The organism is Burkholderia sp. MSMB1459WGS, assembly GCF_001534535.1.
GTDB lineage: Bacteria > Pseudomonadota > Gammaproteobacteria > Burkholderiales > Burkholderiaceae > Burkholderia.
On sequence record NZ_LPMU01000036.1, the window covers coordinates 1 to 21,781 of the forward strand.

Here is a 21,781-nt window from a genome sequence, read left to right on the forward strand (position 1 = left end):
TTCGGCCTACGGCCGAAGGCTCATGAAAGACCGAACACTAACGCTCGGCACTGTCCAAGAAATCCAAGCGGTTCACAGCCCTTGGGCGCCTAGTGTTTAACCGTCCAACTTTGCGGGGTCAGTTCACATCGGGTCGCTTTTTTTTTTCGGCTGGCGGCTGCCTGCGGCCGGTGCGGTCAACGCGGCTTCGCGCCATGCCGTGCCGCCATCCGCGCGAGCGCGGCCTGCAGCGGCGACGGTTCGAGATGGTCGGCGAGATCGCGCAGCGCGGCGGCGCCGGTCGACGTCATCCGCGCCTGCTTCACGGGCGGCGGCGCCGGCGCGTCCTTCGGCCGCACGCGCACGCGCAGCGTCGTCACCGGCCAGCCGCGCTTCTGGAGATCGCCGAGCAGCCGCATTTCGACCTGCCGCAGCCGTGCGGCCAGCGCATTGTGCGCGGCAAAGAGGGTCAGGGTGCCGTCCTTGATGAAACCCGGTTCGACGTGATTCGCGAGATAGTCGGGCAGGCACGCGCCCAGGTCGCGCTGCAGCGACGCGATCTGCTCGACGCCGGCGCGCAGCGCCGCGAATGCATCGGTCCGACCGAGCACTTCCGACACGGGTTGCGGGCGATAGGCGGCGAGCGGGCCGAAACGCTTGGAAAATCGGTTCATCGAGGCATTTTTCGAGCGCGTACGCGCGCGGACGTTGCAGCCGATTGTACCCGCGCCGGCCTGCGCACGGGCAGCTTTCGCCCGTGTCCGCCCGGCTTGGGCCCGCAGTGCCCCGTCCGGCCGGGACGCAGGCGCATGCGTCCCCGCGTGCTAAAATTCGACGTTTGAGTCCACTAATTCGCTAAGCCGCCGAGGCTCGGGCGCCGGGGCGCGCAACACGCGCCGGGCGCCGGTGCTGCGACGCAGGATCCGATCCGATGACAACCGGTTTTCTCCAGAAAATTTTTGGCAGCCGCAACCAGCGGCTCGTCAAGCAATACCAAAAGACCGTCGCGACGATCAATGCGCTCGAAACGCAGATCGAGAAGCTGACGGACGACCAGTTGCGCGGCAAGACGGACGAGTTCCGCCAGCGGGTCGCGGCCGGCGAGTCGCTCGACAAGCTGTTGCCCGAGGCCTTCGCGGTCTGTCGCGAGGCGAGCCGCCGCGTGCTGAAGATGCGGCACTTCGACGTGCAGATGATCGGCGGCATGGTGCTTCACTACGGCAAGATCGCGGAAATGCGCACGGGCGAGGGCAAGACGCTCGTCGCGACGCTGCCCGTGTACCTGAATGCGCTGGCCGGCCGCGGCGTGCACGTCGTGACCGTCAACGACTACCTCGCGCAGCGCGACGCCGAATGGATGGCGCGGCTCTACAACTTCCTCGGTCTGTCGGTCGGCATCAACCTGTCCGGCATGGAGCACGAACAGAAGCAGCAGGCCTACGCGGCGGACATCACGTACGGCACGAACAACGAATTCGGCTTCGACTACCTGCGCGACAACATGGTCTACGAGACCGACGCGCGCGTGCAGCGGGCGCTGAACTTCGCGGTCGTCGACGAAGTGGACTCGATCCTGATCGACGAAGCACGGACGCCGCTGATCATTTCGGGCCAGGCCGAGGATCACACCGAACTGTACGTGCGGATGAACGCACTGCCGCCGCTGCTCGAGCGCCAGATCGGCGAAGAGAAGGCCGACGGCACGGGCGTCGAGAAGCCGGGCGACTACACGCTCGACGAGAAGGCGCGCCAGGTGTTCCTGACGGAATCGGGCCACGAGAAGGCCGAGCGCCTGCTCGCCGAATGGGGCCTGATCGGCGAGGGCGAGAGCCTGTACGCGCCGCAGAACATCACGCTGATGCACCACGTGTACGCTGCGCTGCGCGCCCACACGCTGTTCCACAAGGATCAGCACTACGTCGTGCAGAACGGCGAAGTGGTCATCGTCGACGAATTCACGGGCCGCCTGATGGCGGGTCGCCGTTGGTCCGACGGGCTGCACCAGGCCGTCGAGGCGAAGGAGCACGTGAAGATCCAGAGCGAGAACCAGACGCTCGCGTCGATCACGTTCCAGAACTACTTCCGGATGTACGCGAAGCTGGCCGGCATGACCGGTACCGCGGACACCGAGGCGTACGAATTCAACGAGATCTACGGCCTCGAGACGGTCGTGATCCCGACCAACCGCCCGCCGAAGCGGATCGACAAGCAGGACCAGATCTACAAGACGGCCAAGGAGCGCTACGACGCGGTGATCCGCGACATCCGCGACTGCTACGAGCGCGGCCAGCCGGTGCTGGTCGGCACGACGTCGATCGAGAACTCCGAACTGCTGTCGCACCTGCTGAAGCAGGCCGGGCTGCCGCACGAAGTGCTGAACGCGAAGCAGCACGAGCGTGAAGCGGCGATCGTCGCGGAAGCCGGCCGTCCGAACCGCGTGACGATCGCGACCAACATGGCCGGCCGCGGCACCGACATCGTGCTCGGCGGCAACGTCGAGAAGCAGGCCGCGTTCATCGAGGCCGACGACGCGATCCCGGCCGACGAAAAGGCGCGCCGCATCCAGAAGCTGCACGACGAGTGGGAAACGCTGCACGAGCAGGTGAAGGCCGCGGGCGGCCTGCACATCATCGGCACCGAGCGCCACGAATCGCGCCGGATCGACAACCAGTTGCGCGGCCGTGCGGGCCGCCAGGGCGATCCGGGCTCGTCACGCTTCTACCTGTCGCTCGACGATCCGCTGCTGCGCATCTTCGCGGGCGACCGCGTGCGCTCGATCATGGATCGCCTGAAGATGCCGGAAGGCGAGGCGATCGAAGCGGGCATCGTCACGCGGTCGATCGAATCGGCGCAGCGCAAGGTCGAAGCGCGCAACTTCGACATCCGCAAGCAACTGCTCGAATACGACGACGTGTCGAACGATCAGCGCAAGGTGATCTACCAGCAGCGCAACGAATTGCTCGAGGCGCACGACATCACCGAGACGATCACCGCGATGCGTCACGGCGTGATCGCCGAAGTCGTCCGCCAGTTCGTACCGGAAGGCAGCATCGAAGAGCAGTGGGACGTGCCCGAGCTCGAGGAAGCGTTGCGCAACGACTGGCAGCTCGACCTGGCGATCCAGGAAATGGTGAACGAGTCGTCGTCGATCACGGCCGAGGAGATTCTCGACGCGGTGATGACGGCCGCCGACGAGCAGTACGAGGCGAAGGTCGCGATGGTCGGCCGCGAATCGTTCAGCGCGTTCGAGCGTTCGGTGATGCTGCAGACGGTCGACCGCCTGTGGCGCGAACACCTCGCGGCGCTCGACCACCTGCGCCAGGGTATTCACCTGCGCGGCTATGCGCAGAAGAACCCGAAGCAGGAATACAAGCGCGAGGCGTTCGAGCTGTTCGCCGCGATGCTCGACGCGATCAAGCAGGAAGTCACGCGCATCGTGATGAACGTGCAGATCCAGTCGCCGGAACAGCTCGAGGAGGCTGCCGAGCAGATCGAGGAGCGCGGCGGTCATCTCGAGAACGTCGAATACCAGCACGCCGACTACGCGGACGCCGGCGCGCCGGTGGCGAACGTCACGGCAGCCGCGGCGGCCACCGCGACGGCCGACATGGTCGGCAGCGCGATGACGCACAGCGGCCCCGGCGGCGAAATGCCGAAGGTCGGCCGCAACGACCCGTGCCCGTGCGGCAGCGGCAAGAAGTACAAGCAATGTCACGGGAAGTTGTCATGATCGGCGGCGGCGCGCGTCACGCGTGCCGCGTCGTTCGTGGCTTCGAGTCAGTGATGTGAGTTGCGGCGGCCCGCGCGTGCGGCCGCCGGTTCTTCCAATCGATGCCGGCACGTGCCGGCATTTTCCATCCGGCAGGTGTGCCCCATGGCTGTCAATTTTCCGTCGATCGATCCCGCCCAACTGCATCCCGTCGCCGGCGTCACGCTCGGCTGGGCGGAAGCGAACATCCGCAAGCCGAATCGCAAGGACGTGCTGGTCATCTCCGTCGACGAAGGCGCGACGGTCGCGGGCGTGTTCACCGAAAACCGTTTCTGCGCGGCGCCGGTCACCGTCTGCCGCGAGCATCTGGCGAAGGTACGGGCCGGCGGCGCGGGCATCCGCGCGCTGGTCGTGAATACGGGCAATGCGAATGCGGGCACCGGCGAGCCGGGCCTCGTGAACGCCCGCGAGACCTGCACGGAACTCGCGCGTCTCGCAGGCATCGAGCCGGCGCAGGTGCTGCCGTTCTCGACCGGCGTGATCCTCGAGCCGCTGCCGATCGACCGCCTGAAGGCCGGCCTGCCGGCCGCGCTCGCGAACCGCAAGGCCGCGAACTGGTTCGACGCCGCGCAGGCGATCATGACGACCGACACGCTGCCGAAGGCGACGTCGCGCCAGGTGACGATCGACGGCCACACGATCACGCTGACCGGCATCAGCAAGGGCGCGGGCATGATCAAGCCGAACATGGCGACGATGCTCGGCTTCCTCGCGTTCGATGCGAACGTCGCGCAGCCGGTGCTCGACACGCTCGTGAAGGAAGTGGCCGACCGCTCGTTCAACTGCATCACGATCGACGGCGACACGTCGACGAACGACTCGTTCATCCTGATCGCGTCGGGCAAGAGCACGCTGCCCGCGATCACGTCGACCGATTCGCCTGCCTATGCGGCGCTGCGCGACGCGGTGACGGAAGTCGCACGGGTGCTGTCGCAGCTGATCGTGCGCGACGGCGAAGGCGCGACGAAATTCATGACGGTGCAGGTCGAAGGCGGCAAGAGCGTCGCCGAATGCCGCCAGATCGCGTACGCGATCGGCCATTCGCCGCTCGTGAAGACGGCCTTCTATGCATCCGACCCCAACCTCGGCCGGATTCTCGCGGCGATCGGCTATGCAGGCGTCGCAGATCTCGACGTCGGCAAGATCGATCTTTATCTCGACGACGTGCTCGTCGCGAAGGCAGGCGGCCGCAATCCGGCCTACCAGGAAGAGGACGGCCAGCGGGTGATGAAGCAGAGCGAGATCACGATCCGCGTGCTGCTCGGCCGCGGCGATGCACAGGCCACCATCTGGACGTGCGACCTGTCGCACGATTACGTGAGCATCAACGCGGATTACCGCTCCTGATCGGGAGCGCTCGAACGACATGGACAAGCTTGAACAGTTTCTGACGCGCGCGGAAGCGCTGCTCGGCCGTCTCGAAGGGATGCTGCCGCCCGCACCGGCGGCCATCGACTGGAACGCGGCCCACGCGTTCCGCTGGCGCAAGCGCCAAGGGCGCGGTTACCTGCAGCCGGTGCCGGCCGTGTCGTCGATCACGCTCGACGATCTGCACAACATCGATCGCCAGAAAGCGCTGATCGACCAGAACACGCGGCAGTTCGTGCAGCGCAAGCCGGCCAACAACGTGCTGCTGACCGGCGCACGCGGTACCGGCAAGTCGTCGCTGATCAAGGCGTGCCTGAACGCGTACGCGAACGACGGGCTGCGCCTGATCGAAGTCGACAAGGACGACCTGCACGATCTCGGCGACATCGTCGACCTGATTTCGCAGCGTCCGGAGCGGTTCATCGTGTTCTGCGACGACCTGTCGTTCGAGGACGGCGAATCGGGCTACAAGGCGCTGAAGGTCGCGCTCGACGGGTCGATCGCCGCGCAATCGGACAACGTGCTGATCTACGCGACGTCGAACCGCCGCCATTTGCTGCCCGAGTACATGAGCGACAACGAGTCGTACAAGCATCTGCCGGACGGCGAGATTCACCCCGGCGAAGTCGTCGAGGAGAAGATCTCGCTGTCGGAGCGCTTCGGTCTGTGGGTCAGCTTCTATCCGTTCAAGCAGGACGACTACCTCGACATCGTCGCGCACTGGCTGCGTCACTTCGGCTGCCCGGATGCGGAGATCGAGACGGCGCGCGGCGAAGCGCTGGTGTGGGCGCTCGAGCGCGGTTCGCGCTCGGGCCGCGTCGCATGGCAGTTCGCGCGCGACTGGTCGGGCCGCAAGGAGCAGGCATGAGCGCGGACCTGGCACAGGGCGCCGTGCGGGCGCCGGACGGCCGCAAGGTGACGGAAGTCGCGGTCGGCGTGATGGTACAGCCGGACGGTCCGGTCGGCCGCTGCCGTTATCTGCTCGCGCAACGCCTGCAGGGCAAGCCGTATGAAGGTTACTGGGAGTTTCCTGGCGGCAAGCTGGAGGCCGGCGAAAGCGTCGAGGACGCGCTTGCGCGCGAGCTGCACGAGGAACTCGGCATCGAAGTCACGGCCAGCCACCGCTGGCACACGCTCGAGCACGATTATCCGCACGCGTACGTGCGGCTCTATTTCTGCAAGGTGACGGGCTGGACAGGCGAGCCGCACAGCAAGGAAGGGCAGGCGTTCGTGTGGCAGCAACTGCCGGTCGAAGTCGCGCCGCTGTTGCCGGCAGCGCTGCCGGTGCTGGAACTGCTCGAGAAGGAAGCGGCGTCGCATTGACGCCGAGGCGGCCTGCCGGAAAGGCGGGCCATATCGCCGGCGGCCGGCGTGGTGCCGGTCAGCTGTCGCGACGGCCGTCGGCGCCGTCCTCTTCCGACGACGGGCCCTCGTCGGAGGCGCCCCCGATCCGGTACTTTTCCGCGGCCCATGCGCCGAGGTCGAGCTGCTTGCAGCGGGCCGAACAGAACGGGCGGAACTGATTTTCAGGCGTCCAGCGCACTTCGGCGCCGCACGACGGACATTTCACGACGGTAGTCATACGAAAGCATCGATCCGGCACGCGGCCGTTACAGATTGCACAGTGTCAGATGGAACGGCACGTCGATGTCCACCGCGCGCGGCCGCACATCGCCGTCCTGCATGGTGAACCGCACCCACAACATGTATTTGTTGGCGCTCGCTTCGGGAATCACGCGCAGCTCCGGCGGCACCCGTACCTGCATCAGCTGGTAGGTGCGGCCGGACAGCATCTGCTGGTAGCTGCCCTGCATCGCCATGACCTTCGACGCCTGACCCGATTCGCGCGCGAGCCGCAGCACGATTGCTGCGGCGTCGCGCAACGGCAGCATCGGCAGGATCCACTTCGCGATATCCTGGCGCCGCTGCTCGGCGGGCCACTGCTGCCACGCGTAGTACGACGGCAGGTCGAACTTGCACGTCCCGCCCGGAATCACCGCGCGGCTGCGGATGCTGGCGAGCCACTCGTTGTCGACGAGGTGCTGGCCGGTCTTGCCCTGCATCTGCGCGAGATTCGCGAGCGTCTGCTCGATTTCGCCGAGCACGGCCTCGAGCGCGTTCTGCTCGATGCCCGGATTGCCGCGAAAGGGGGCGAGCGTCTGGCGTTGACGTTCGAGCTCCTTCATCAGATCCGATTTCAGGTCCGCGCGGCCCGTTACCTCGGCGATTTCGAACAGCGTCGTCAACGCGACGTGGTGTTCACGCGGGTCCTCCTGAGCCAAAAAGAACGCGAAGCGCTCGAACAGATCTTCGAGACGCAACAGCGTGCGAATTCGCTCGTTGAACGGATACTCGTAAAGAATCAAGCGCGCTCGCCTCGTCGGTAGGGATTGAAACAATGAAGGACATTCTAATGCCCCCTCTCTACCCTAGCAACGCACCAATTTCGTACACCATCACGATCGCGCGCGACGCTCAGTGCGCGGCGGCCGCGAATCCGACATAACGTTGGTGCAGTGCATCGACCTGCGCGGCGAGCGCGGCGAGCGCGGCGGGCGTGACCGCGTCGTTGACGATCACGTCGTCGGCCGCCGCGAGGCGCGCTTCGCGCGTCGCCTGTCGCGCGATGATCGCTTCGACTTGTTCGCGCGTGAACCCGTTGCGCCGCATCACGCGCGCAATTTGCGTTTCGACCGGGCAGTCGACGACGAGCACGCGATCGCTGCGCGCCTTCCAGGTGCCCGATTCGACGAGCAGCGGCACGACGAACATCACGTACGGGCCCTGTGCTTCGTGCGCCTCGCGATCGGTCTCCGCGCGGATCAGCGGATGCGTGATCGCTTCGAGGCGCCGGCGCGCGTCGTCGTCGCTGAAGATCAGCGTGCGCATCCTCGCGCGATCGAGCGAGCCGTCGGCGGCCACGAAGTCGCGGCCGAAAGCTTGCTCGATCGCCGGCATCGCGAGGCCGCCCGGTGCGGTGATGCGATGGGCAATCAGGTCGGTATCGACGAGCGATGCGCCACGGGCGCCGAACAGGTCGGCGACGGTCGTCTTGCCGCTGCCGATACCGCCCGTGAGTCCTACGGAAAACATGTCAGCCTCCGAGCGCCGCATAGAAAGGGGTGCCGAAAAACAACGTGGCGACGCCGCCGGCCGCGAGGAACGGGCCGAACGGAATCGGCTCCTCGAAGCGCATGCGGCCGCGCCAGGTCGCGACGAGTCCGACGATCGCACCGGTCACCGCCGCGAACAGCACGACTTGCGGCAGTGCGGCCCAGCCCATCCACGCGCCGAGCGCGGCAAGCAGCTTCAGGTCGCCGAAACCGATGCCCTCGATGCCGCGCAGCCATTTGAACAGCCAGTAGATCGACCACAGGAACAGGTAGCCGGCCATTGCGCCGATCACGGCCGAGCGCAGCGACGCGAAGGTGCCGCCGAGGTTCATGACGAGCCCGGCCCACAGCAGCGGCAGCGTCATCGAGTCGGGCAGGTAGCCGGTCCGGATATCGATCGCGCTCATCGCGAGCAGCGCCGCGCACAGCGCGAACGCGGCAAGCGCGGCGACGGTCGGGCCGAACGCCGCAAGCGAGGCGGCGGCGAGCAGCGCGCACGCGAGTTCGACGAGCACATAGCGGACGCCGATCGCATGGCCGCAGCGCCGGCAGCGCCCGCGCAGCATCAGGTAGCTGACGAGCGGGATGTTTTCCCACGCGCGCAATACGTGGCCGCAGTGCGGGCAGGCGCTGCGCGGGCGCCACAGATCGTAGCGCGGCGGATAACCGTCGTCGGGCGGGACGCTCGCGGCGCCCGTCGCTTCTGCGATCTCGGCCTGCCACGCGCGCTGCATCATCACGGGTAACCGGTGCACGACCACGTTCAGGAAGCTGCCGATGCAAAGGCCGATGACGACCGCGAACGCATACTGCAGCGCGGGCGGCAGCATCGCCAGCGCGAGCAGCGTGCTCTCGGGCGAATCGGAAACGGCGGACAGGGGCGCTGGCGTCATGAGGCTCGGGGTTCGGACAAAAAGGCGACAGAATCGGTTGCGATGCTACACCACGTTGCCGAGTTGAAGGATCGGCAGGTACATCGCGATCACGAGGCCGCCGACGAGGGCGCCCAGGACGATCACGATCAACGGTTCGCCGAGCGCCGCGAGTGCATCGAGGCGCGCGTCGAGCTGGCGTTCGCACGACGCGGCGATGTCGGCCAGCATCGTGTCGAGCGCACCGGATTCCTCGGCGACGGCGATCGGTTGCACGACGTCGTCCGGAAAGCAGCCGGCCGAATGCATCGCATCGGCCAGACGCACGCCGCGCAATACGCGTGCGGCGATGTGCGCGGTGGCGTGCGCGAACACCGGATGGCCGGCCGTGCGCTCGAGCGTGGCGAATGCATCGGCGAGCGGCACGCCGGCGCCGAGCAGGGTCGCCAGCGAGCGGCACCAGCGTGCGGCCGCGAACCGCTCCAGCGCGCTGCCCGCGAGCGGGGCGCGCAGCAGGCGCCGCGCGAGCGCATGACGCAGCGAGGCCGAGCGCCGAAGCGCGTGCTGCGCGGCAATCCCCGTGGCGGCCGCGCCGGCCAGAAGCACACCGCCCCACGCCGACAGCGCGGAGGACAGCGCGAGCAGTGCGCGAGTCGGTGCGGGCAGGGCGGCGCCGAAACCGTCGAAGATCTGCCGGAAGGTCGGCACGACCCACACCATCAATGTCGCCGAGATCGCGAGCGCGAACAGGATCACGGCGGCCGGATACGCGAGTGCCGCGCGCCGCTTGCGCCATTGCGCATCGGCACGCTCGCGGTGTTCCGCGAGCCGCGTCAGCACGATGCCGAGCGAACCGGACGCTTCACCGACCTCGATCAACTGGCGATACAGCGTGCCGAACTGCGATGGATAGCGTGCGAGCGCATCGGCGAAGCGCCGGCCGCCGACGATCTCGCGCGCGAGCCCCGCGGCGATGCGCGGCACGCCGTCGCGCGTGCGGGTGCGCGCGAGCATCTCGAGCGACGGCGCAAGCGGCAGGCCGGCTTGCAGCAGGCTCGCGAGCTGGCGCGTGAAGCGCGTGATGTCGCGTGCGGCCGCCGCAGGCGGACGGGCCGGCCCGCGGACGTCGAGCGACAGTACCGCGATGCCGTCGCGCGCGAGCGTGGCGCGCGCGGCCGCGGCGTCAAAGGCGATGACGATCCCGCGGCGCGGCGAGCCGTCGCGATGGCGGCCGCGCCATGCAAAGCGGGTTTCGCGCGGCGGCGTGCGCATGTTCACGCTACGGGTGTGGCGGCGACGGCTTCCGCGATACTCGTCGTGCCGTCCATGACGCGCGCGAATGCCGCGTCGCGCAGGGTGCGCACGCCTTCGGTCGCCACGCACTGCGCGAGTTCGCCGACGCTCGCCCGCGCGACGATGCGCTCGGCCAGCCGGGGCGATACCGGCATCGTCTGATGCAGGCCGATGCGGCCGCGATAGCCGATTCCGTGACAGGCGGCACAGCCGCGCGCGACGAACGGCCGCCATCCGGCTGCCAGCGCCGCCGGGTCGCACCCGGCTTCCCGCAGCGCGCGCACCGATGCGTCCGAATGCACGCGGCAGGCGACGCACAGGCGCCGGACGAGACGCTGCGCGGTGACGAGGTGGAGCGCCGCGGCGAGGTTGTACGGCGCGACGCCGATGTCGAGCAGCCGCGCGACAGCGGCCGGCGCGTCGTTCGTGTGCAGCGTCGACAGCACGAGATGGCCGGTCTGCGCGGCCTTGATCGCGACATCGGCCGTCTCCGCATCGCGAATCTCGCCGACCATGATGACGTCCGGATCCTGCCGCAACAGCGCGCGCAGCGCCGTCGCGAACGTGAGCCCCGCCTTGTCGGCGACCCCGACCTGATTGATTCCGTCGAGCTGGATCTCGGCGGGATCCTCGACCGTGCAGACGTTGCGCGCGTCGCGATCGAGCATCTGCAGCGCGCAGTAGAGCGACAGCGTCTTGCCGCTGCCGGTCGGGCCCGTGACGAGCACGAGGCCATGCGGCGCGCGGATCGCGGCCTCCATCGCGGCCGCCTGCCGCGCGTCGAAGCCGAGGTTGGCAAGCGTGAGATCGGGCGGTAGCGTTTCGAGCCGCCGCAGCACGAGCTTTTCGCCGAACAGCGTAGGCAGCGAGCTGACGCGGTAGTCGCCGCGCGTGCCGCCGTCGATCGCGATGCGCAGCCGGCCGTCCTGGGGAAGCCGCCGCTCGGCGATGTCCATGCGCGAGAGCACCTTGATCCGCGTGACGAGCGCGTCGCGCAGGTGCAGCGGCGGTCGCGCCAGTTCATGCAGCACGCCGTCGACGCGCAGACGGATGCGCCAGCCGGCTTCGAACGGCTCGACGTGGATATCCGATGCGTCGCGCACGCGCGCCGCATGCAGTGTGTCCGTCAGCAGGCGTACGGCGGGGGCGTCGTCGAGCTGGGCCGCATCGAGTGCCGGGGGCGCGGCGGCGGGCGGTGCGTCGGAATGCGCGGGCGACGACTGCGTGCGCAGCGGCGCCCCGGAGGAAGGGAAATGCATGTGAGCCGGCACGCTGGCCGCCTGTTGACCGTGATGCGCAGATGATCGCGCGTCGCGTGCGGCGCCGGCAGTCGGCCGTTCGGCCAGGGCCTGTTCGCGCTAATGGCGGAAAGGCACGTTCGCAAGCCCGTTATTAGCGTGAACAGGCCCTAGCGCGCGGCGCCGCGTCCGGTACGTGTGCCGCGCGGCTTGAACAGCTTGACGGTACGTACGGCCTGATCGTCGCTGCGCATCACTTCGAGCATCACGTCGCCGATTTTCAAGCACACGTCGTCTTCCGGAATTTCCTCGAGGATCTCGAGTACCAGTCCGTTCAGCGTCTTCGGCCCGTCGGTCGGCAGTTTCAGGTGCAGCCAGCGGTTCAGTTCGCGCAGCGGCATGCTGGCCGAGACGATGCATTCGCCGTTCTCGTCCCAGCCGCCCGCGCGTTCGCTGCGCGGCATCGACGTCGTGAATTCGCCGATCAGTTCCTCGATGATGTCCTCGGGCGTGACGAGCCCTTCGAGTTCGCCGTATTCGTTGACGACGAGCGCGGTGCGATGCCGGGTTTCCTGGAAGAACTGGAGCTGCTGGACCACCGGCGTGCCCGACGGCACGTAGTACGGTTCGGTGAGCAGCGTGCGCAGCGTCTCGCGGTCGAAATCCTGGTTGTGCAGCGCGGTGAGCGTCTTGCGCACGTGCAGCACGCCGAGCACCTTGTCGATGTCGCCTTCGTAGACCACCAGCCGGTTGTGATAGCAGGTTTCGAGCTGATGCAGGATGTCGTCGAGCGGCGCGTAGAAGTTGAGCGACTCGATCTGGCGGCGCGGCACCATCACGTCGTCGACCGTGATGTTCTCGAGGTCGAACAGATTGAGCAGGATGCTGCGGTGCTTGGTCGGCATGAAACTGCTCGATTCGAGCACGATGGCCCGCAGCTCGTCGGCCGACATCCGCTGGTCGCGGCCCTTCTTCGTGTTGATGCGCAGCACCCACAGCACGCCGTTCGCGAGCGCATTGACGAACCAGACGACCGGCTTGAACACGCGCATCAGCGGGGCGATCACGAGGCTCGCGGGCAGTGCGATGCGTTCGGGGAACGTCGCGCCGACGATCTTCGGCGCGATTTCCGCGAACACGATGATCAGGAACGCGACGACGCCGGTCGCGATCGACAGCGCGAGGTTGTTGCGGCCGAACGTATGGAGCGCGAGCGAGGTCGTGAGGACGGGGATGATCGTGTTGAACAGGTTGTTGCCGATCAGGATCACGCTGAGCAGCAAGTCAGTGCGCGTGAGCAGCCCCTGCGTGGTTTTCGCGCCGAGTACGCCCTGGCCGGCGAGATGCTTCAGCCGATGGCGATTGAGCGCCATCATCGCGGTCTCGGAAATGGAAAAGAAGCTGGAACAGAGGAGAAGCAGGAAGACGGCGCTGATTTGCGCCCATAAGGGAATTTGGTCCACGCGTTGGAAAGGGCAGTGAAGGACAGGGATGGGGGAAATATAGCAGAGGCCGGCGACCGCGATGTGTCGCGCGCGATACGGGAGCCTGCGGCTGCCGGACGAAAAAAAACCGTGCACGCGGTGCACGGTTTTTTTTAAATCTGGTCGGGGTGAGAGGATTCGAACCTCCGGCCTCTACGTCCCGAACGTAGCGCTCTACCAGGCTAAGCTACACCCCGATTTTTGCTCTTCGGACTTCGCCGTCTTCATGAAGATCGCTGCGTCGTCTCAAGCAAGAACGTAACTATAACGATGTTTTTTCTAAAAGGGAATACTTGAATGAAGAAATTTTTCGGGACAAGGCATCGCTCCCCGAACGCCGCGTGTTTACGATTGTCGCGACGTCGAGTATGAGCACAACCCGAGCAGGCTTTCCTTGTAGATCGAATCGGGGAACGCGGCAATCGCCGCTGCTGCTGCCTGCGCTTCCTGACGCGCGCATTCGAGCGTGTGATCGAGCGCGCCCGAGCGCGTGATCGCTTCGAAAATCGTGTCGAAGCGATCGGTGCCGCCCTGTTCGATCGCCTCGCGTGCGAGTGCCGACTGTTCGGGCGTGCCGCGCTCGATCAGGTAGATGAGCGGCAGCGTCGGCTTGCCTTCGCGGAGATCGTCGCCGGCATTCTTGCCCATCGCCTCGGCGGTGCCTGCATAGTCGAGCCAGTCGTCCATGATCTGGAACGCGGTGCCGATCCGGCGGCCGTATTCGGCTGCGGCGGCCTCGGTCGGCGCATCGGCGCCTGCGAGCACGGCGCCCAGACGGGCCGACGCCTCGAACAGCTTCGCCGTCTTGTACCGGATCACCTGCATGTAGCGCGCTTCGTCGACGTCCGCGTCGTGCATGTTGAGGAGTTGCAGCACCTCACCTTCTGAAATGATCGTCGTCGCTTCGGACAGGATCTCCATCACGCGCATCTTGCCGACGCCGACCATCATCTCGAACGAGCGCGAGTAGAGGTAATCGCCCACCAGCACGCTCGCCGCGTTGCCGAACAGCGCATTGGCGGTCTGGCGGCCGCGGCGCAGTTCGGATTCGTCGACGACGTCGTCGTGCAGCAGCGTGGCCGTGTGGATGAACTCGACGACGGCGGCCAGCACGTGCCGCTGGTGCGACGTTTCGCCGAGCGCGCCGGCGACGAGCAGCAGCAGCGCCGGACGCAGCCGCTTGCCGCCCGCGCCGATGATGTACTCGGCGATCTGGTTGATCAGCAGCACGTCGGACGCGAGGCTTTGCCGGATAACGCGATTCACCTGCTCCATGTCGCTGGTGATCGGGGCGAGCAGGTGGGCGGCGCTGAGGGTAGGGGAGGCGGTGGACGACGACATGATGATGGAATTGGGTGATGCCGCGGATTATAAGTCGAATCCGCGATATGCCGGTCTGTCAGACGTACCGGCAGCGCGATTTTTGGCCGTCCGGCCGAGGCCCGCGCCCGGCAATCGTCGATCGGCTTTGACTTGGGTGCTAACCCCATGTATAATCACGTGTTTTCCGCGCGTGGTGTGCGGAAAAATTGGATCCAGAGTGAGGTTCTCAATGTACGCGGTCATAAAAACCGGCGGCAAGCAGTACAAGGTTGCCGTTGGCGAAAAACTCAAAGTAGAACAGATACCGGCTGACATTGACGCTGAAATCACGCTCGACCAGGTTCTCGCAGTGGGCGAAGGCGAATCGATTAAGTTCGGTGCGCCGCTGGTCAGTGGGGCTTCCGTCAAGGCCACCGTTGTGTCGCACGGTCGTCATGCCAAGGTCACCATCTTCAAGATGCGTCGCCGGAAGCACTACCAAAAGCACGGCGGCCACCGCCAGAACTACACCGAGCTGCGCATCGACGCGATCAACGCGTAAGCGCCTCGGTAAAGGAGCAATCAGATGGCACACAAAAAGGCAGGCGGCTCTTCCCGGAACGGCCGCGACTCCGAGTCGAAACGTCTCGGCGTGAAAGTGTACGGCGGCCAGGCGATCAATGCCGGCGGCATCATCGTGCGTCAGCGCGGTACGCGCATGCACGCTGGCGAGAACGTCGGCATGGGCAAGGATCACACCCTGTTCGCGCTGGTCGACGGTCACGTCAAGTTCGCGACGAAGGGCGCGGACAAGAAGCATCTGGTCATCGTCGTCCCGGCGGCTGCCTAAGTCAGGCACCCACGGGCTTCGTAGCCGAAAGGCCCCGCAGTCTTCGCGGGGCCTTTTTTATTGGGTCGCCGGGCGCATGTGCGTGCCGGCGACCCTCGCGCAACCGGCGTGCGATCGGCCGAACGGCAGATTGTTCAAGCGCGCCGGCGCGCGGCACAATAGCGGAAATACTGGGCGGAGTGACGAATGAAGTTCATTGACGAAGCACGAATCGAAGTCATCGCCGGCAACGGAGGCGATGGCAGCGCGTCGATGCGCCGTGAGAAATTCGTCCCGTTCGGCGGGCCGGACGGTGGCGACGGCGGCCGGGGCGGCAGCGTTTACGCGATCGCCGACCGCAACATCAACACGCTGATCGACTACCGTTACGCGAAGAAGCACCTCGCGCGCAACGGCGAAAACGGTCGCGGCTCGGATTGCTACGGCAAGGGCGGCGACGATGTCACGCTGCGCATGCCGGTCGGCACGATCATCAGCGACATGGAGACGGGCGAGCTGATCGCCGATCTGACCGAGCACGACCAGCGGGTGATGCTCGCGCAGGGCGGTGCCGGCGGCCTCGGCAACCTGCATTTCAAGTCGAGTACGAACCGCGCGCCGCGCCAGAAGACGGACGGCAAGCCGGGCGAGCGGCGCATGCTGAAGCTCGAGCTGAAAGTGCTCGCCGACGTCGGCCTGCTCGGCATGCCGAACGCGGGCAAGTCGACCTTCATCTCGTCGGTGTCGAACGCGAAGCCGAAGATCGCCGATTACCCGTTCACGACGCTCGCGCCGAATCTCGGCGTGGTGCGTGTCGGCCCGAGCAAGAGCTTCGTGATCGCCGACATCCCGGGGCTGATCGAGGGGGCGGCCGAAGGCGCGGGCCTCGGGCATCAATTCCTGCGCCACCTGCAGCGTACCGGCGTGCTGCTGCATCTGGTCGATCTCGCGCCGTTCGACGAAAGCGTCGATCCGGTCGCGGAAGCGACGGCGATCGTCGGCGAGCTGCGCAAGTACGACGAGGCCCTCTACGAGAAGCCGCGCTGGCTCGTGCTCAACAAGCTGGACATGGTGCCGGAAGACGAGCGCGAGGCGCGCGTCGCGGATTTCCTCGACCGCTTCGGCTGGGACGGCCCCGTGTTCGAGATCTCGGCGCTGACGGGCCAGGGCTGCGAAGCGCTGTGCTACGCGATCTACGACTATCTCTCCGAACATTCGGACGCGCATCGCGCGGCGGAGGCGGAGGATCTCGCGGCGGACGTGCGTTTCCGCGATGCGCCGCCGGCGAAGGGCGGTTCGGCGCCGGACGACGCCGCCTGAACGGTAACGCGCCGGGCGTGCCGCCCGGCGTTGGCGTTCAATCGCGCCCGGCCGGGCAGGCATCAGATACAGGAGACAGTGCAGGATGCGTTCGATCATCGCGGATTCGAAGCGATTGGTGGTGAAGGTGGGCTCCAGCCTCGTGACCAACGACGGCAAGGGGCTCGATCATGCTGCGATCGGCCGCTGGGCGGCTCAGATCGCTGCGCTGCGTGCGCAGGGTAAGGAAGTCGTGCTCGTCAGTTCGGGCGCAATTGCCGAAGGCATGCAACGGCTCGGCTGGAGCAAGCGGCCACGGGAAATCGACGAGCTGCAGGCCGCCGCCGCGGTCGGCCAGATGGGGCTCGCGCAAGTCTACGAAAGCCGCTTCACCGAGCATGGCATCCGTACTGCGCAGATCCTGCTCACGCACGCCGATCTGGCGGATCGAGAGCGCTACCTGAATGCGCGATCGACGTTGCTCACGCTGCTGCGGCTCGGCGTCGTGCCGATCATCAACGAAAACGACACGGTCGTCACCGACGAAATCAAGTTCGGCGACAACGACACGCTCGGCGCGCTCGTCGCGAACCTGATCGAAGGCGATGCGCTGATCATCCTCACCGACCAGTCCGGGCTGTTCACGGCCGATCCGCGCAAGGACCCGAATGCGACGCTCGTCGGCGAGGCCAGTGCGGGCGCGCCGGAGCTCGAGGCGATGGCAGGCGGGGCCGGCTCGAGTCTCGGTCGCGGCGGGATGCTGACGAAGATCCTCGCGGCAAAGCGTGCGGCGCACAGCGGCGCGAATACCGTGATCGCGAGCGGCCGGGAGGCCGACGTGCTCGTGCGTCTGGCGGCCGGCGAGGCGATCGGCACGCAACTGATCGCACGGACCGCGCGGATGGCGGCGCGCAAGCAATGGATGGCCGACCATCTGCAGGTGCGCGGCCATGTCGTGATCGACGCGGGGGCGGTCGAGAAGCTGACGGCCGGCGGCAAGAGCCTGCTGCCGATCGGCGTGACCGACGTGCAGGGCGCGTTCGCGCGCGGTGAGGTGATCGCGTGTGTCGGCCCGGACGGGCGCGAGGTGGCGCGCGGGCTCACGAATTACAGCAGCGCGGAAACGAAGCTGATTCACCGCAAGCCGAGCGGCGAGATCGAGACGGTGCTCGGTTATATGCTGGAACCCGAACTGATTCATCGCGACAACCTCGTGCTGGTGTGATCGCCGGCCGGGTTCCGTCGTTCAAGTGAAAAAGCCCGCGCGATGCGGGCTTTTTCATGCGCGGGACGATGCGGGCAACCCGCATCGCATGCCGTCAGCGCAACTGCGTCATCGCGGTGCGGTGGAACCGGATGTTTTCGAGAATCTGCCGGGTCGAGCCCTGCGGCATCTTGTTCGAACAGAAGTAGTCCTGGTAGAGCGCGGAGTGGTAGGCGTTCAGCTCGCCGTTCTCGATGCGCCGCCAGTCGTTTTCGACCGTGCGATCCCAGCCGTCGTGGTCCGAGTTCAGGCCGGCGTACTGGCGCCATTCGTAGGTGTCGCAGCGGATGCCTTCGTAGTTCACGTTGCGCGCACCGGCCGGGCTCGTGACGACGACTGCGTAGCGCACGACGCCGTCGCTGCCGACGTCGAGCGACTTCGCATCGACGAAGAACTTCAGCGGCGTGTTCTGCGACACGTTGAACGGCAGCAGATCGCCCGTTTGCGGCAGCGGCGGCAGCGTGTCGACGGCGTTTTCCTTCCAGGTCCCCTGACGGTCGAGCAGGTACACGAACTCGCTGTCATCCTTGTTGGACGGCGCTTTCGAGTTCGCGCAGCCGGCCAGGGCGGCCATCGCGGCGATCGATGCGAGCGCGAGAGCAATCGCTTTCAATATGCATTCCTCGTAAAAAAAGGGCGCGACACCAAGGTCGCGCCCGGTCATGCAGTCCAACTCGTCATTTGCCGACGATCACGCGGGGCGGCATCTCGTCGAGCGAGCTCGCCTCCACTTCGATCTCCGAACAGACCACCGATGTGTCGACAATCGTCAGCGTCTGGGCCGGTGCGCCAATGACGCGCGGATAGCGCGACACACGCGGCCCGCGCGGCTTCTCGGCTCGCTGCGCCGGGCGGCGCAGGAAGCGCGACAGTTCCGTCAGCGCCAACTGATAGACATCCCGCTTGAACTCGATCACCGCATCGAGCGGCACCCAATACTCGTTCCAGCGCCACGCATCGAACTCCGGGTGGTCGGTCGCGCGCAAGCAAATGTCGCAATCGCGTCCGACCATTCGGAGCAGGAACCAGATCTGCTTCTGGCCGCGGTAATGACCGCGTACTTCGCGTTTGATGAACTTGTCAGGCACCTCGTAACGCAACCAGTCGCGGGTGCGGCCGATTATCTTGACGTGTTCCGGATGCAGGCCCGTTTCCTCGTGCAGTTCCCGGTACATCGCCTGCATGGGGGTCTCGCCGTACTTGATCCCACCTTGAGGAAACTGCCAGGAATGCTCGCGGAGCCGCTTGCCCCAAAACACCTCGTTGCGCGCGTTCAAGAGGATGATGCCGACGTTCGGGCGAAAGCCTTCACGATCCAGCATACAACCACCTTCGAATCCTTTAAAATTGCTTTGATTATAAACAGATAACGGGCGCTGCGCACCGTGACGGAGCGAATCCGCACGGGGCACACCGGCTGAATTGTCCCTGATTAGTCTGCTACGTCATCTGCGCCATCGCTGTTCACGGCGCGCAGCTTTTTCACCTTGAAACTTTTTCGGGCGCCCCGCCTGGGGGCGCCGTTTTTGGAACCGTCCGCATGAAAGCTTCCCGTTTCTTTATCGGCACCCTGAAAGAGGCACCCGCCGACGCAGAGATCGTCAGCCACAAGCTGATGGTCCGCGCCGGCATGATCCGCCGCGTCGCCGGCGGCATCTACAACTACCTGCCGGTCGGCCTGCGTTCGATTCGCAAGGTCGAGGCGATCGTGCGCGAGGAAATGAACCGGGCGGGCGCCATCGAGCTGCTGATGCCGGCCGTGCAGCCGGCCGAGCTGTGGCAGGAGTCGGGTCGCTGGGAGCAGTACGGCCCCGAGTTGCTGCGCTTCAAGGACCGCAAGGACAACGATTTCGTGATCGGGCCGACGCACGAGGAAGTCGTCACCGACATCGCGCGCAACCAGATCAAGAGCTACCGGCAGATGCCGGTGAATTTCTACCAGATCCAGACGAAGTTCCGCGACGAGATCCGTCCGCGCTTCGGCGTGATGCGCGGCCGCGAATTCATCATGAAGGACGCGTATTCGTTCGACAAGGATGCGGCGGGCCTGAACGAGTCGTACCGCAAGATGTATGACGCGTACGTGCGCATCTTCACGCGCCTCGGCCTCGAGTTCCGGGCGGTCGCGGCCGACAGCGGCTCGATCGGCGGCAACTTCTCGCACGAATTCCACGTGATCGCCGATACCGGCGAGGACGCGATCGCGTACTGCCCGACGTCCGAATTCGCGGCGAACGTCGAGGCGGCCGAAGCGCTGCCGCTGATTGCCGAGCGCGCGGCGCCGGCCGAAGCGATGGAAAAGGTCGCGACGCCCGGCAAGGCGAAGTGCGAGGCCGTCGCCGAATTGCTGGGCATCCCGCTCGAGCGCACGATCAAGTCGATCGTGCTCGCGACCGACAACGAAGGCGCCGAGCCGACCATCTGGCTCGTGATGCTGCGCGGCGATCACGACCTGAACGAGATCAAGGTGTCGAAGCTGCCGGGCCTGAAGAACCACCGCTTCGCGACCGAGCAGGAAATCGTCGAGTGGTTCGGCACGCCGCCGGGCTACCTCGGCCCGGTCGGCACGAAGAAGCCGGTGAAGGTGATCGCGGACCGCACGGTCGCGAACATGAGCGACTTCGTCGTCGGCGCGAACGAGGTCGACTATCACATCGCCGGCGTGAACTGGGGCCGCGACCTGCCGGAGCCCGAAGTCGCCGACGTGCGCAACGTGAAGAAGGGCGACCCGTCGCCGGACGGCAAGGGTGCGATCGACATCTGCCGCGGCATCGAAGTCGGCCACGTGTTCCAGCTCGGCACCAAGTACTCGGAAGCGATGGGCGCGACGTTCCTCGACGAGTCGGGCAAGCCGCAGCCGATGCTGATGGGCTGCTACGGCGTCGGCATCACGCGTATTCTCGGCGCGGCGATCGAGCAGAACTTCGACGATCGCGGCATCGTCTGGCCCGAGTCGATCGCGCCGTTCGAGGTCGTGCTGTGCCCGATGGGCTATGACCGCAGCGACATGGTGCGCGAGACGGCCGACAAGCTGTACGCGGAACTCGTCGCGGCCGGCATCGACGTGATCCTCGACGATCGCGGCGAACGCCCGGGCGTGATGTTCGCCGACTGGGAGCTGATCGGCGTGCCGCATCGTCTCGTGATCGGCGAGCGCGGCCTGAAGGAAGGCAAGATCGAGTACCAGGGCCGCCGCGACACCGAAGCGACGCTGCTGCCGGCCGACACGGCCGCGGCGACGGTCGCGGAGAAGATCCGCGCCGCGCTCGCGCACTAAGCGCGGCGACCGGGGGACACGATGGAATACACGTTCCTGTCGGCCACCGTGCTCCTCGTGCTGATTACGGATCCGCTCGGCAATATCCCGCTGTTCATCACGGCGATGCGCGACGTGCCGCGCGAGCGGCGCGTGAAGCTGATCCTGCGGGAAGTGGGAATCGCGTTCGTGATCCTGCTGTTCTTCATGCTGGTTGGCGATCGCTTCCTGCGGATGATGAGCCTCACCGACCTGTCGCTGCGGCTCGGCGGCGGGATCGTGCTGTTCCTGATCGCGCTGCGGATGATCTTCCCGCATCCGGACGGCGCGCTCGGCAGCGATCCGCGCGCGGGCGGCGAGCCGTTCATCGTGCCGCTCGCGATTCCGGCGCTGGCCGGGCCGTCCGCACTTGCGACGGTGATGCTGCTGACGTCGCAGGCGCCCGGGAAGATGTTCGAGTGGGTCGGTGCGCTGACGGTCACGATGGTCGTCTGCGCGATCACGCTGGTGCTGGCCGAAAGGATTCAGGGTTGGCTCGGCGAGCGGACCGTCGCCGCGTTCGAGCGTCTGATGGGCCTCGTGCTCGTCGCGATCTCGGTCGAGATGCTGCTGGCAGGCATTCGCGCGTTCGTGCACCAGTTGCAGCCGTAGCGCGGGCGGTGCGGTCGACGAAAAAAGCGGCGCTCCGGGAAACCGGAGCGCCGCTTTCTATTTA

At 66.3% G+C, this 21,781-nt stretch carries 21 protein-coding genes and 1 tRNA gene; 10 read left to right on the forward strand and 12 right to left on the reverse strand.

The genetic code is table 11. The features are described from left to right. Positions 1-176 precede the first annotated feature (176 nt). Entirely contained in the window at positions 177-653 is a 477-nt protein-coding gene (locus tag WT97_RS13980; RefSeq protein ID WP_059500907.1) for a DUF721 domain-containing protein, read from the reverse strand. Between the two features lie 257 nt (positions 654-910). On the opposite strand from WT97_RS13980, the gene secA reads away from it, so the two are divergent. From secA to WT97_RS14000, 4 genes are all read left to right on the forward strand, one after another. Next, positions 911-3,709 (forward strand): preprotein translocase subunit SecA, encoded by a 2,799-nt coding sequence (gene secA / locus WT97_RS13985; RefSeq protein WP_059791919.1) that lies wholly within the window; start codon positions 911-913, stop codon positions 3,707-3,709. 144 nt (positions 3,710-3,853) lie between these two features. Next, complete coding sequence (gene argJ / locus WT97_RS13990; RefSeq protein ID WP_060353634.1) at positions 3,854-5,095, forward strand: bifunctional glutamate N-acetyltransferase/amino-acid acetyltransferase ArgJ; 1,242 nt, start codon at positions 3,854-3,856, stop codon at positions 5,093-5,095. A 19-nt stretch (positions 5,096-5,114) separates the two neighbouring features. Continuing rightward, positions 5,115-5,984 carry an ATP-binding protein gene (locus tag WT97_RS13995; protein WP_060353635.1) on the forward strand — a complete coding sequence of 290 codons (870 nt, stop codon included), beginning with the start codon at positions 5,115-5,117 and terminating at the stop codon, positions 5,982-5,984. Beyond that, a complete protein-coding gene (locus WT97_RS14000; protein ID WP_060036087.1) occupies positions 5,981-6,439 on the forward strand; it encodes an NUDIX domain-containing protein in 459 nt (152 codons plus the stop codon). Before WT97_RS13995 ends, WT97_RS14000 begins: the two co-directional genes overlap by 4 nt. Positions 6,440-6,497: 58 nt before the next feature. On the opposite strand, the gene WT97_RS14005 is transcribed toward WT97_RS14000, so the two are convergent. The 9 genes from WT97_RS14005 to WT97_RS14045 all read right to left on the reverse strand — a co-directional run bounded on the left by WT97_RS14005 (position 6,498) and on the right by WT97_RS14045 (position 14,457). Continuing rightward, entirely contained in the window at positions 6,498-6,698 is a 201-nt protein-coding gene (locus tag WT97_RS14005) for a DNA gyrase inhibitor YacG (protein WP_059500911.1), read from the reverse strand. 28 nt (positions 6,699-6,726) lie between these two features. After that, positions 6,727-7,482: a cell division protein ZapD gene (zapD, locus tag WT97_RS14010; RefSeq protein ID WP_027783465.1), complete on the reverse strand. Its 756-nt coding sequence runs from the start codon at positions 7,480-7,482 to the stop codon at positions 6,727-6,729. Between the two features lie 109 nt (positions 7,483-7,591). Further along, on the reverse strand, positions 7,592-8,209 hold the full coding sequence (gene coaE, locus WT97_RS14015; protein ID WP_060353636.1) for a dephospho-CoA kinase: 618 nt from the start codon (positions 8,207-8,209) through the stop codon (positions 7,592-7,594). 1 nt (position 8,210) lies between these two features. Then, positions 8,211-9,122, reverse strand: coding sequence for an A24 family peptidase (locus WT97_RS14020; RefSeq protein ID WP_060353637.1), 912 nt, complete (start codon positions 9,120-9,122; stop codon positions 8,211-8,213). 45 nt (positions 9,123-9,167) lie between these two features. Further along, a complete protein-coding gene (locus tag WT97_RS14025; protein ID WP_060353638.1) occupies positions 9,168-10,373 on the reverse strand; it encodes a type II secretion system F family protein in 1,206 nt (401 codons plus the stop codon). 2 nt (positions 10,374-10,375) lie between these two features. Next, on the reverse strand, positions 10,376-11,653 hold the full coding sequence (locus tag WT97_RS14030; protein ID WP_059791910.1) for a GspE/PulE family protein: 1,278 nt from the start codon (positions 11,651-11,653) through the stop codon (positions 10,376-10,378). Between the two features lie 149 nt (positions 11,654-11,802). Continuing rightward, positions 11,803-13,095 (reverse strand): HlyC/CorC family transporter, encoded by a 1,293-nt coding sequence (locus tag WT97_RS14035; RefSeq protein ID WP_060353639.1) that lies wholly within the window; start codon positions 13,093-13,095, stop codon positions 11,803-11,805. Between the two features lie 141 nt (positions 13,096-13,236). Then, a tRNA-Pro gene (locus WT97_RS14040) sits at positions 13,237-13,313 on the reverse strand. Positions 13,314-13,461: 148 nt separating this feature from the next. Then, positions 13,462-14,457: a polyprenyl synthetase family protein gene (locus WT97_RS14045; protein ID WP_034206340.1), complete on the reverse strand. Its 996-nt coding sequence runs from the start codon at positions 14,455-14,457 to the stop codon at positions 13,462-13,464. Positions 14,458-14,668: 211 nt separating this feature from the next. Between WT97_RS14045 and rplU the strand changes: the two genes are divergently transcribed. The 4 genes from rplU to proB all read left to right on the forward strand — a co-directional run bounded on the left by rplU (position 14,669) and on the right by proB (position 17,771). Further along, entirely contained in the window at positions 14,669-14,980 is a 312-nt protein-coding gene (rplU, locus tag WT97_RS14050; protein WP_027783472.1) for a 50S ribosomal protein L21, read from the forward strand. A gap of 24 nt (positions 14,981-15,004) precedes the next feature. Continuing rightward, on the forward strand, positions 15,005-15,268 hold the full coding sequence (rpmA, locus tag WT97_RS14055; protein ID WP_006476999.1) for a 50S ribosomal protein L27: 264 nt from the start codon (positions 15,005-15,007) through the stop codon (positions 15,266-15,268). Positions 15,269-15,454: 186 nt separating this feature from the next. Then, entirely contained in the window at positions 15,455-16,567 is a 1,113-nt protein-coding gene (gene obgE, locus WT97_RS14060; RefSeq protein ID WP_060353640.1) for a GTPase ObgE, read from the forward strand. A gap of 85 nt (positions 16,568-16,652) precedes the next feature. Continuing rightward, positions 16,653-17,771: a glutamate 5-kinase gene (gene proB, locus WT97_RS14065; protein ID WP_059500919.1), complete on the forward strand. Its 1,119-nt coding sequence runs from the start codon at positions 16,653-16,655 to the stop codon at positions 17,769-17,771. 94 nt (positions 17,772-17,865) lie between these two features. Here the strand turns inward: proB and WT97_RS14070 are convergent, their stop codons facing one another. Then, complete coding sequence (locus WT97_RS14070; RefSeq protein WP_060036090.1) at positions 17,866-18,474, reverse strand: CNP1-like family protein; 609 nt, start codon at positions 18,472-18,474, stop codon at positions 17,866-17,868. Between the two features lie 13 nt (positions 18,475-18,487). Further along, on the reverse strand, positions 18,488-19,132 hold the full coding sequence (locus WT97_RS14075; protein ID WP_059500921.1) for an RNA pyrophosphohydrolase: 645 nt from the start codon (positions 19,130-19,132) through the stop codon (positions 18,488-18,490). A gap of 218 nt (positions 19,133-19,350) precedes the next feature. On the opposite strand from WT97_RS14075, the gene WT97_RS14080 reads away from it, so the two are divergent. Continuing rightward, the gene (locus WT97_RS14080; RefSeq protein WP_059500922.1) at positions 19,351-21,087 is read left to right on the forward strand and encodes a proline--tRNA ligase; all 1,737 of its coding nucleotides are present in this window, start codon (positions 19,351-19,353) and stop codon (positions 21,085-21,087) included. Between the two features lie 21 nt (positions 21,088-21,108). Then, positions 21,109-21,717, forward strand: coding sequence for a MarC family protein (locus WT97_RS14085; RefSeq protein WP_059500923.1), 609 nt, complete (start codon positions 21,109-21,111; stop codon positions 21,715-21,717). Positions 21,718-21,781: the final 64 nt, after the last annotated feature.

What these genes read in the sequence shown, in the direction of transcription:
- WT97_RS13980 (WP_059500907.1), bottom strand. Translation starts at nt 653, where the DNA reads ATGAACCGATTTTCCAAGCGTTTCGGCCCGCTCGCCGCCTATCGCCCG.
- secA (WP_059791919.1), top strand. Translation starts at nt 911, where the DNA reads ATGACAACCGGTTTTCTCCAGAAAATTTTTGGCAGCCGCAACCAGCGG.
- argJ (WP_060353634.1), top strand. Translation starts at nt 3,854, where the DNA reads ATGGCTGTCAATTTTCCGTCGATCGATCCCGCCCAACTGCATCCCGTC.
- WT97_RS13995 (WP_060353635.1), top strand. Translation starts at nt 5,115, where the DNA reads ATGGACAAGCTTGAACAGTTTCTGACGCGCGCGGAAGCGCTGCTCGGC.
- WT97_RS14000 (WP_060036087.1), top strand. Translation starts at nt 5,981, where the DNA reads ATGAGCGCGGACCTGGCACAGGGCGCCGTGCGGGCGCCGGACGGCCGC.
- WT97_RS14005 (WP_059500911.1), bottom strand. Translation starts at nt 6,698, where the DNA reads ATGACTACCGTCGTGAAATGTCCGTCGTGCGGCGCCGAAGTGCGCTGG.
- coaE (WP_060353636.1), bottom strand. Translation starts at nt 8,209, where the DNA reads ATGTTTTCCGTAGGACTCACGGGCGGTATCGGCAGCGGCAAGACGACC.
- WT97_RS14020 (WP_060353637.1), bottom strand. Translation starts at nt 9,122, where the DNA reads ATGACGCCAGCGCCCCTGTCCGCCGTTTCCGATTCGCCCGAGAGCACG.
- WT97_RS14025 (WP_060353638.1), bottom strand. Translation starts at nt 10,373, where the DNA reads ATGCGCACGCCGCCGCGCGAAACCCGCTTTGCATGGCGCGGCCGCCAT.
- WT97_RS14030 (WP_059791910.1), bottom strand. Translation starts at nt 11,653, where the DNA reads ATGCATTTCCCTTCCTCCGGGGCGCCGCTGCGCACGCAGTCGTCGCCC.
- WT97_RS14045 (WP_034206340.1), bottom strand. Translation starts at nt 14,457, where the DNA reads ATGTCGTCGTCCACCGCCTCCCCTACCCTCAGCGCCGCCCACCTGCTC.
- rplU (WP_027783472.1), top strand. Translation starts at nt 14,669, where the DNA reads ATGTACGCGGTCATAAAAACCGGCGGCAAGCAGTACAAGGTTGCCGTT.
- rpmA (WP_006476999.1), top strand. Translation starts at nt 15,005, where the DNA reads ATGGCACACAAAAAGGCAGGCGGCTCTTCCCGGAACGGCCGCGACTCC.
- obgE (WP_060353640.1), top strand. Translation starts at nt 15,455, where the DNA reads ATGAAGTTCATTGACGAAGCACGAATCGAAGTCATCGCCGGCAACGGA.
- proB (WP_059500919.1), top strand. Translation starts at nt 16,653, where the DNA reads ATGCGTTCGATCATCGCGGATTCGAAGCGATTGGTGGTGAAGGTGGGC.
- WT97_RS14070 (WP_060036090.1), bottom strand. Translation starts at nt 18,474, where the DNA reads ATGACCGGGCGCGACCTTGGTGTCGCGCCCTTTTTTTACGAGGAATGC.
- WT97_RS14075 (WP_059500921.1), bottom strand. Translation starts at nt 19,132, where the DNA reads ATGCTGGATCGTGAAGGCTTTCGCCCGAACGTCGGCATCATCCTCTTG.
- WT97_RS14080 (WP_059500922.1), top strand. Translation starts at nt 19,351, where the DNA reads ATGAAAGCTTCCCGTTTCTTTATCGGCACCCTGAAAGAGGCACCCGCC.
- WT97_RS14085 (WP_059500923.1), top strand. Translation starts at nt 21,109, where the DNA reads ATGGAATACACGTTCCTGTCGGCCACCGTGCTCCTCGTGCTGATTACG.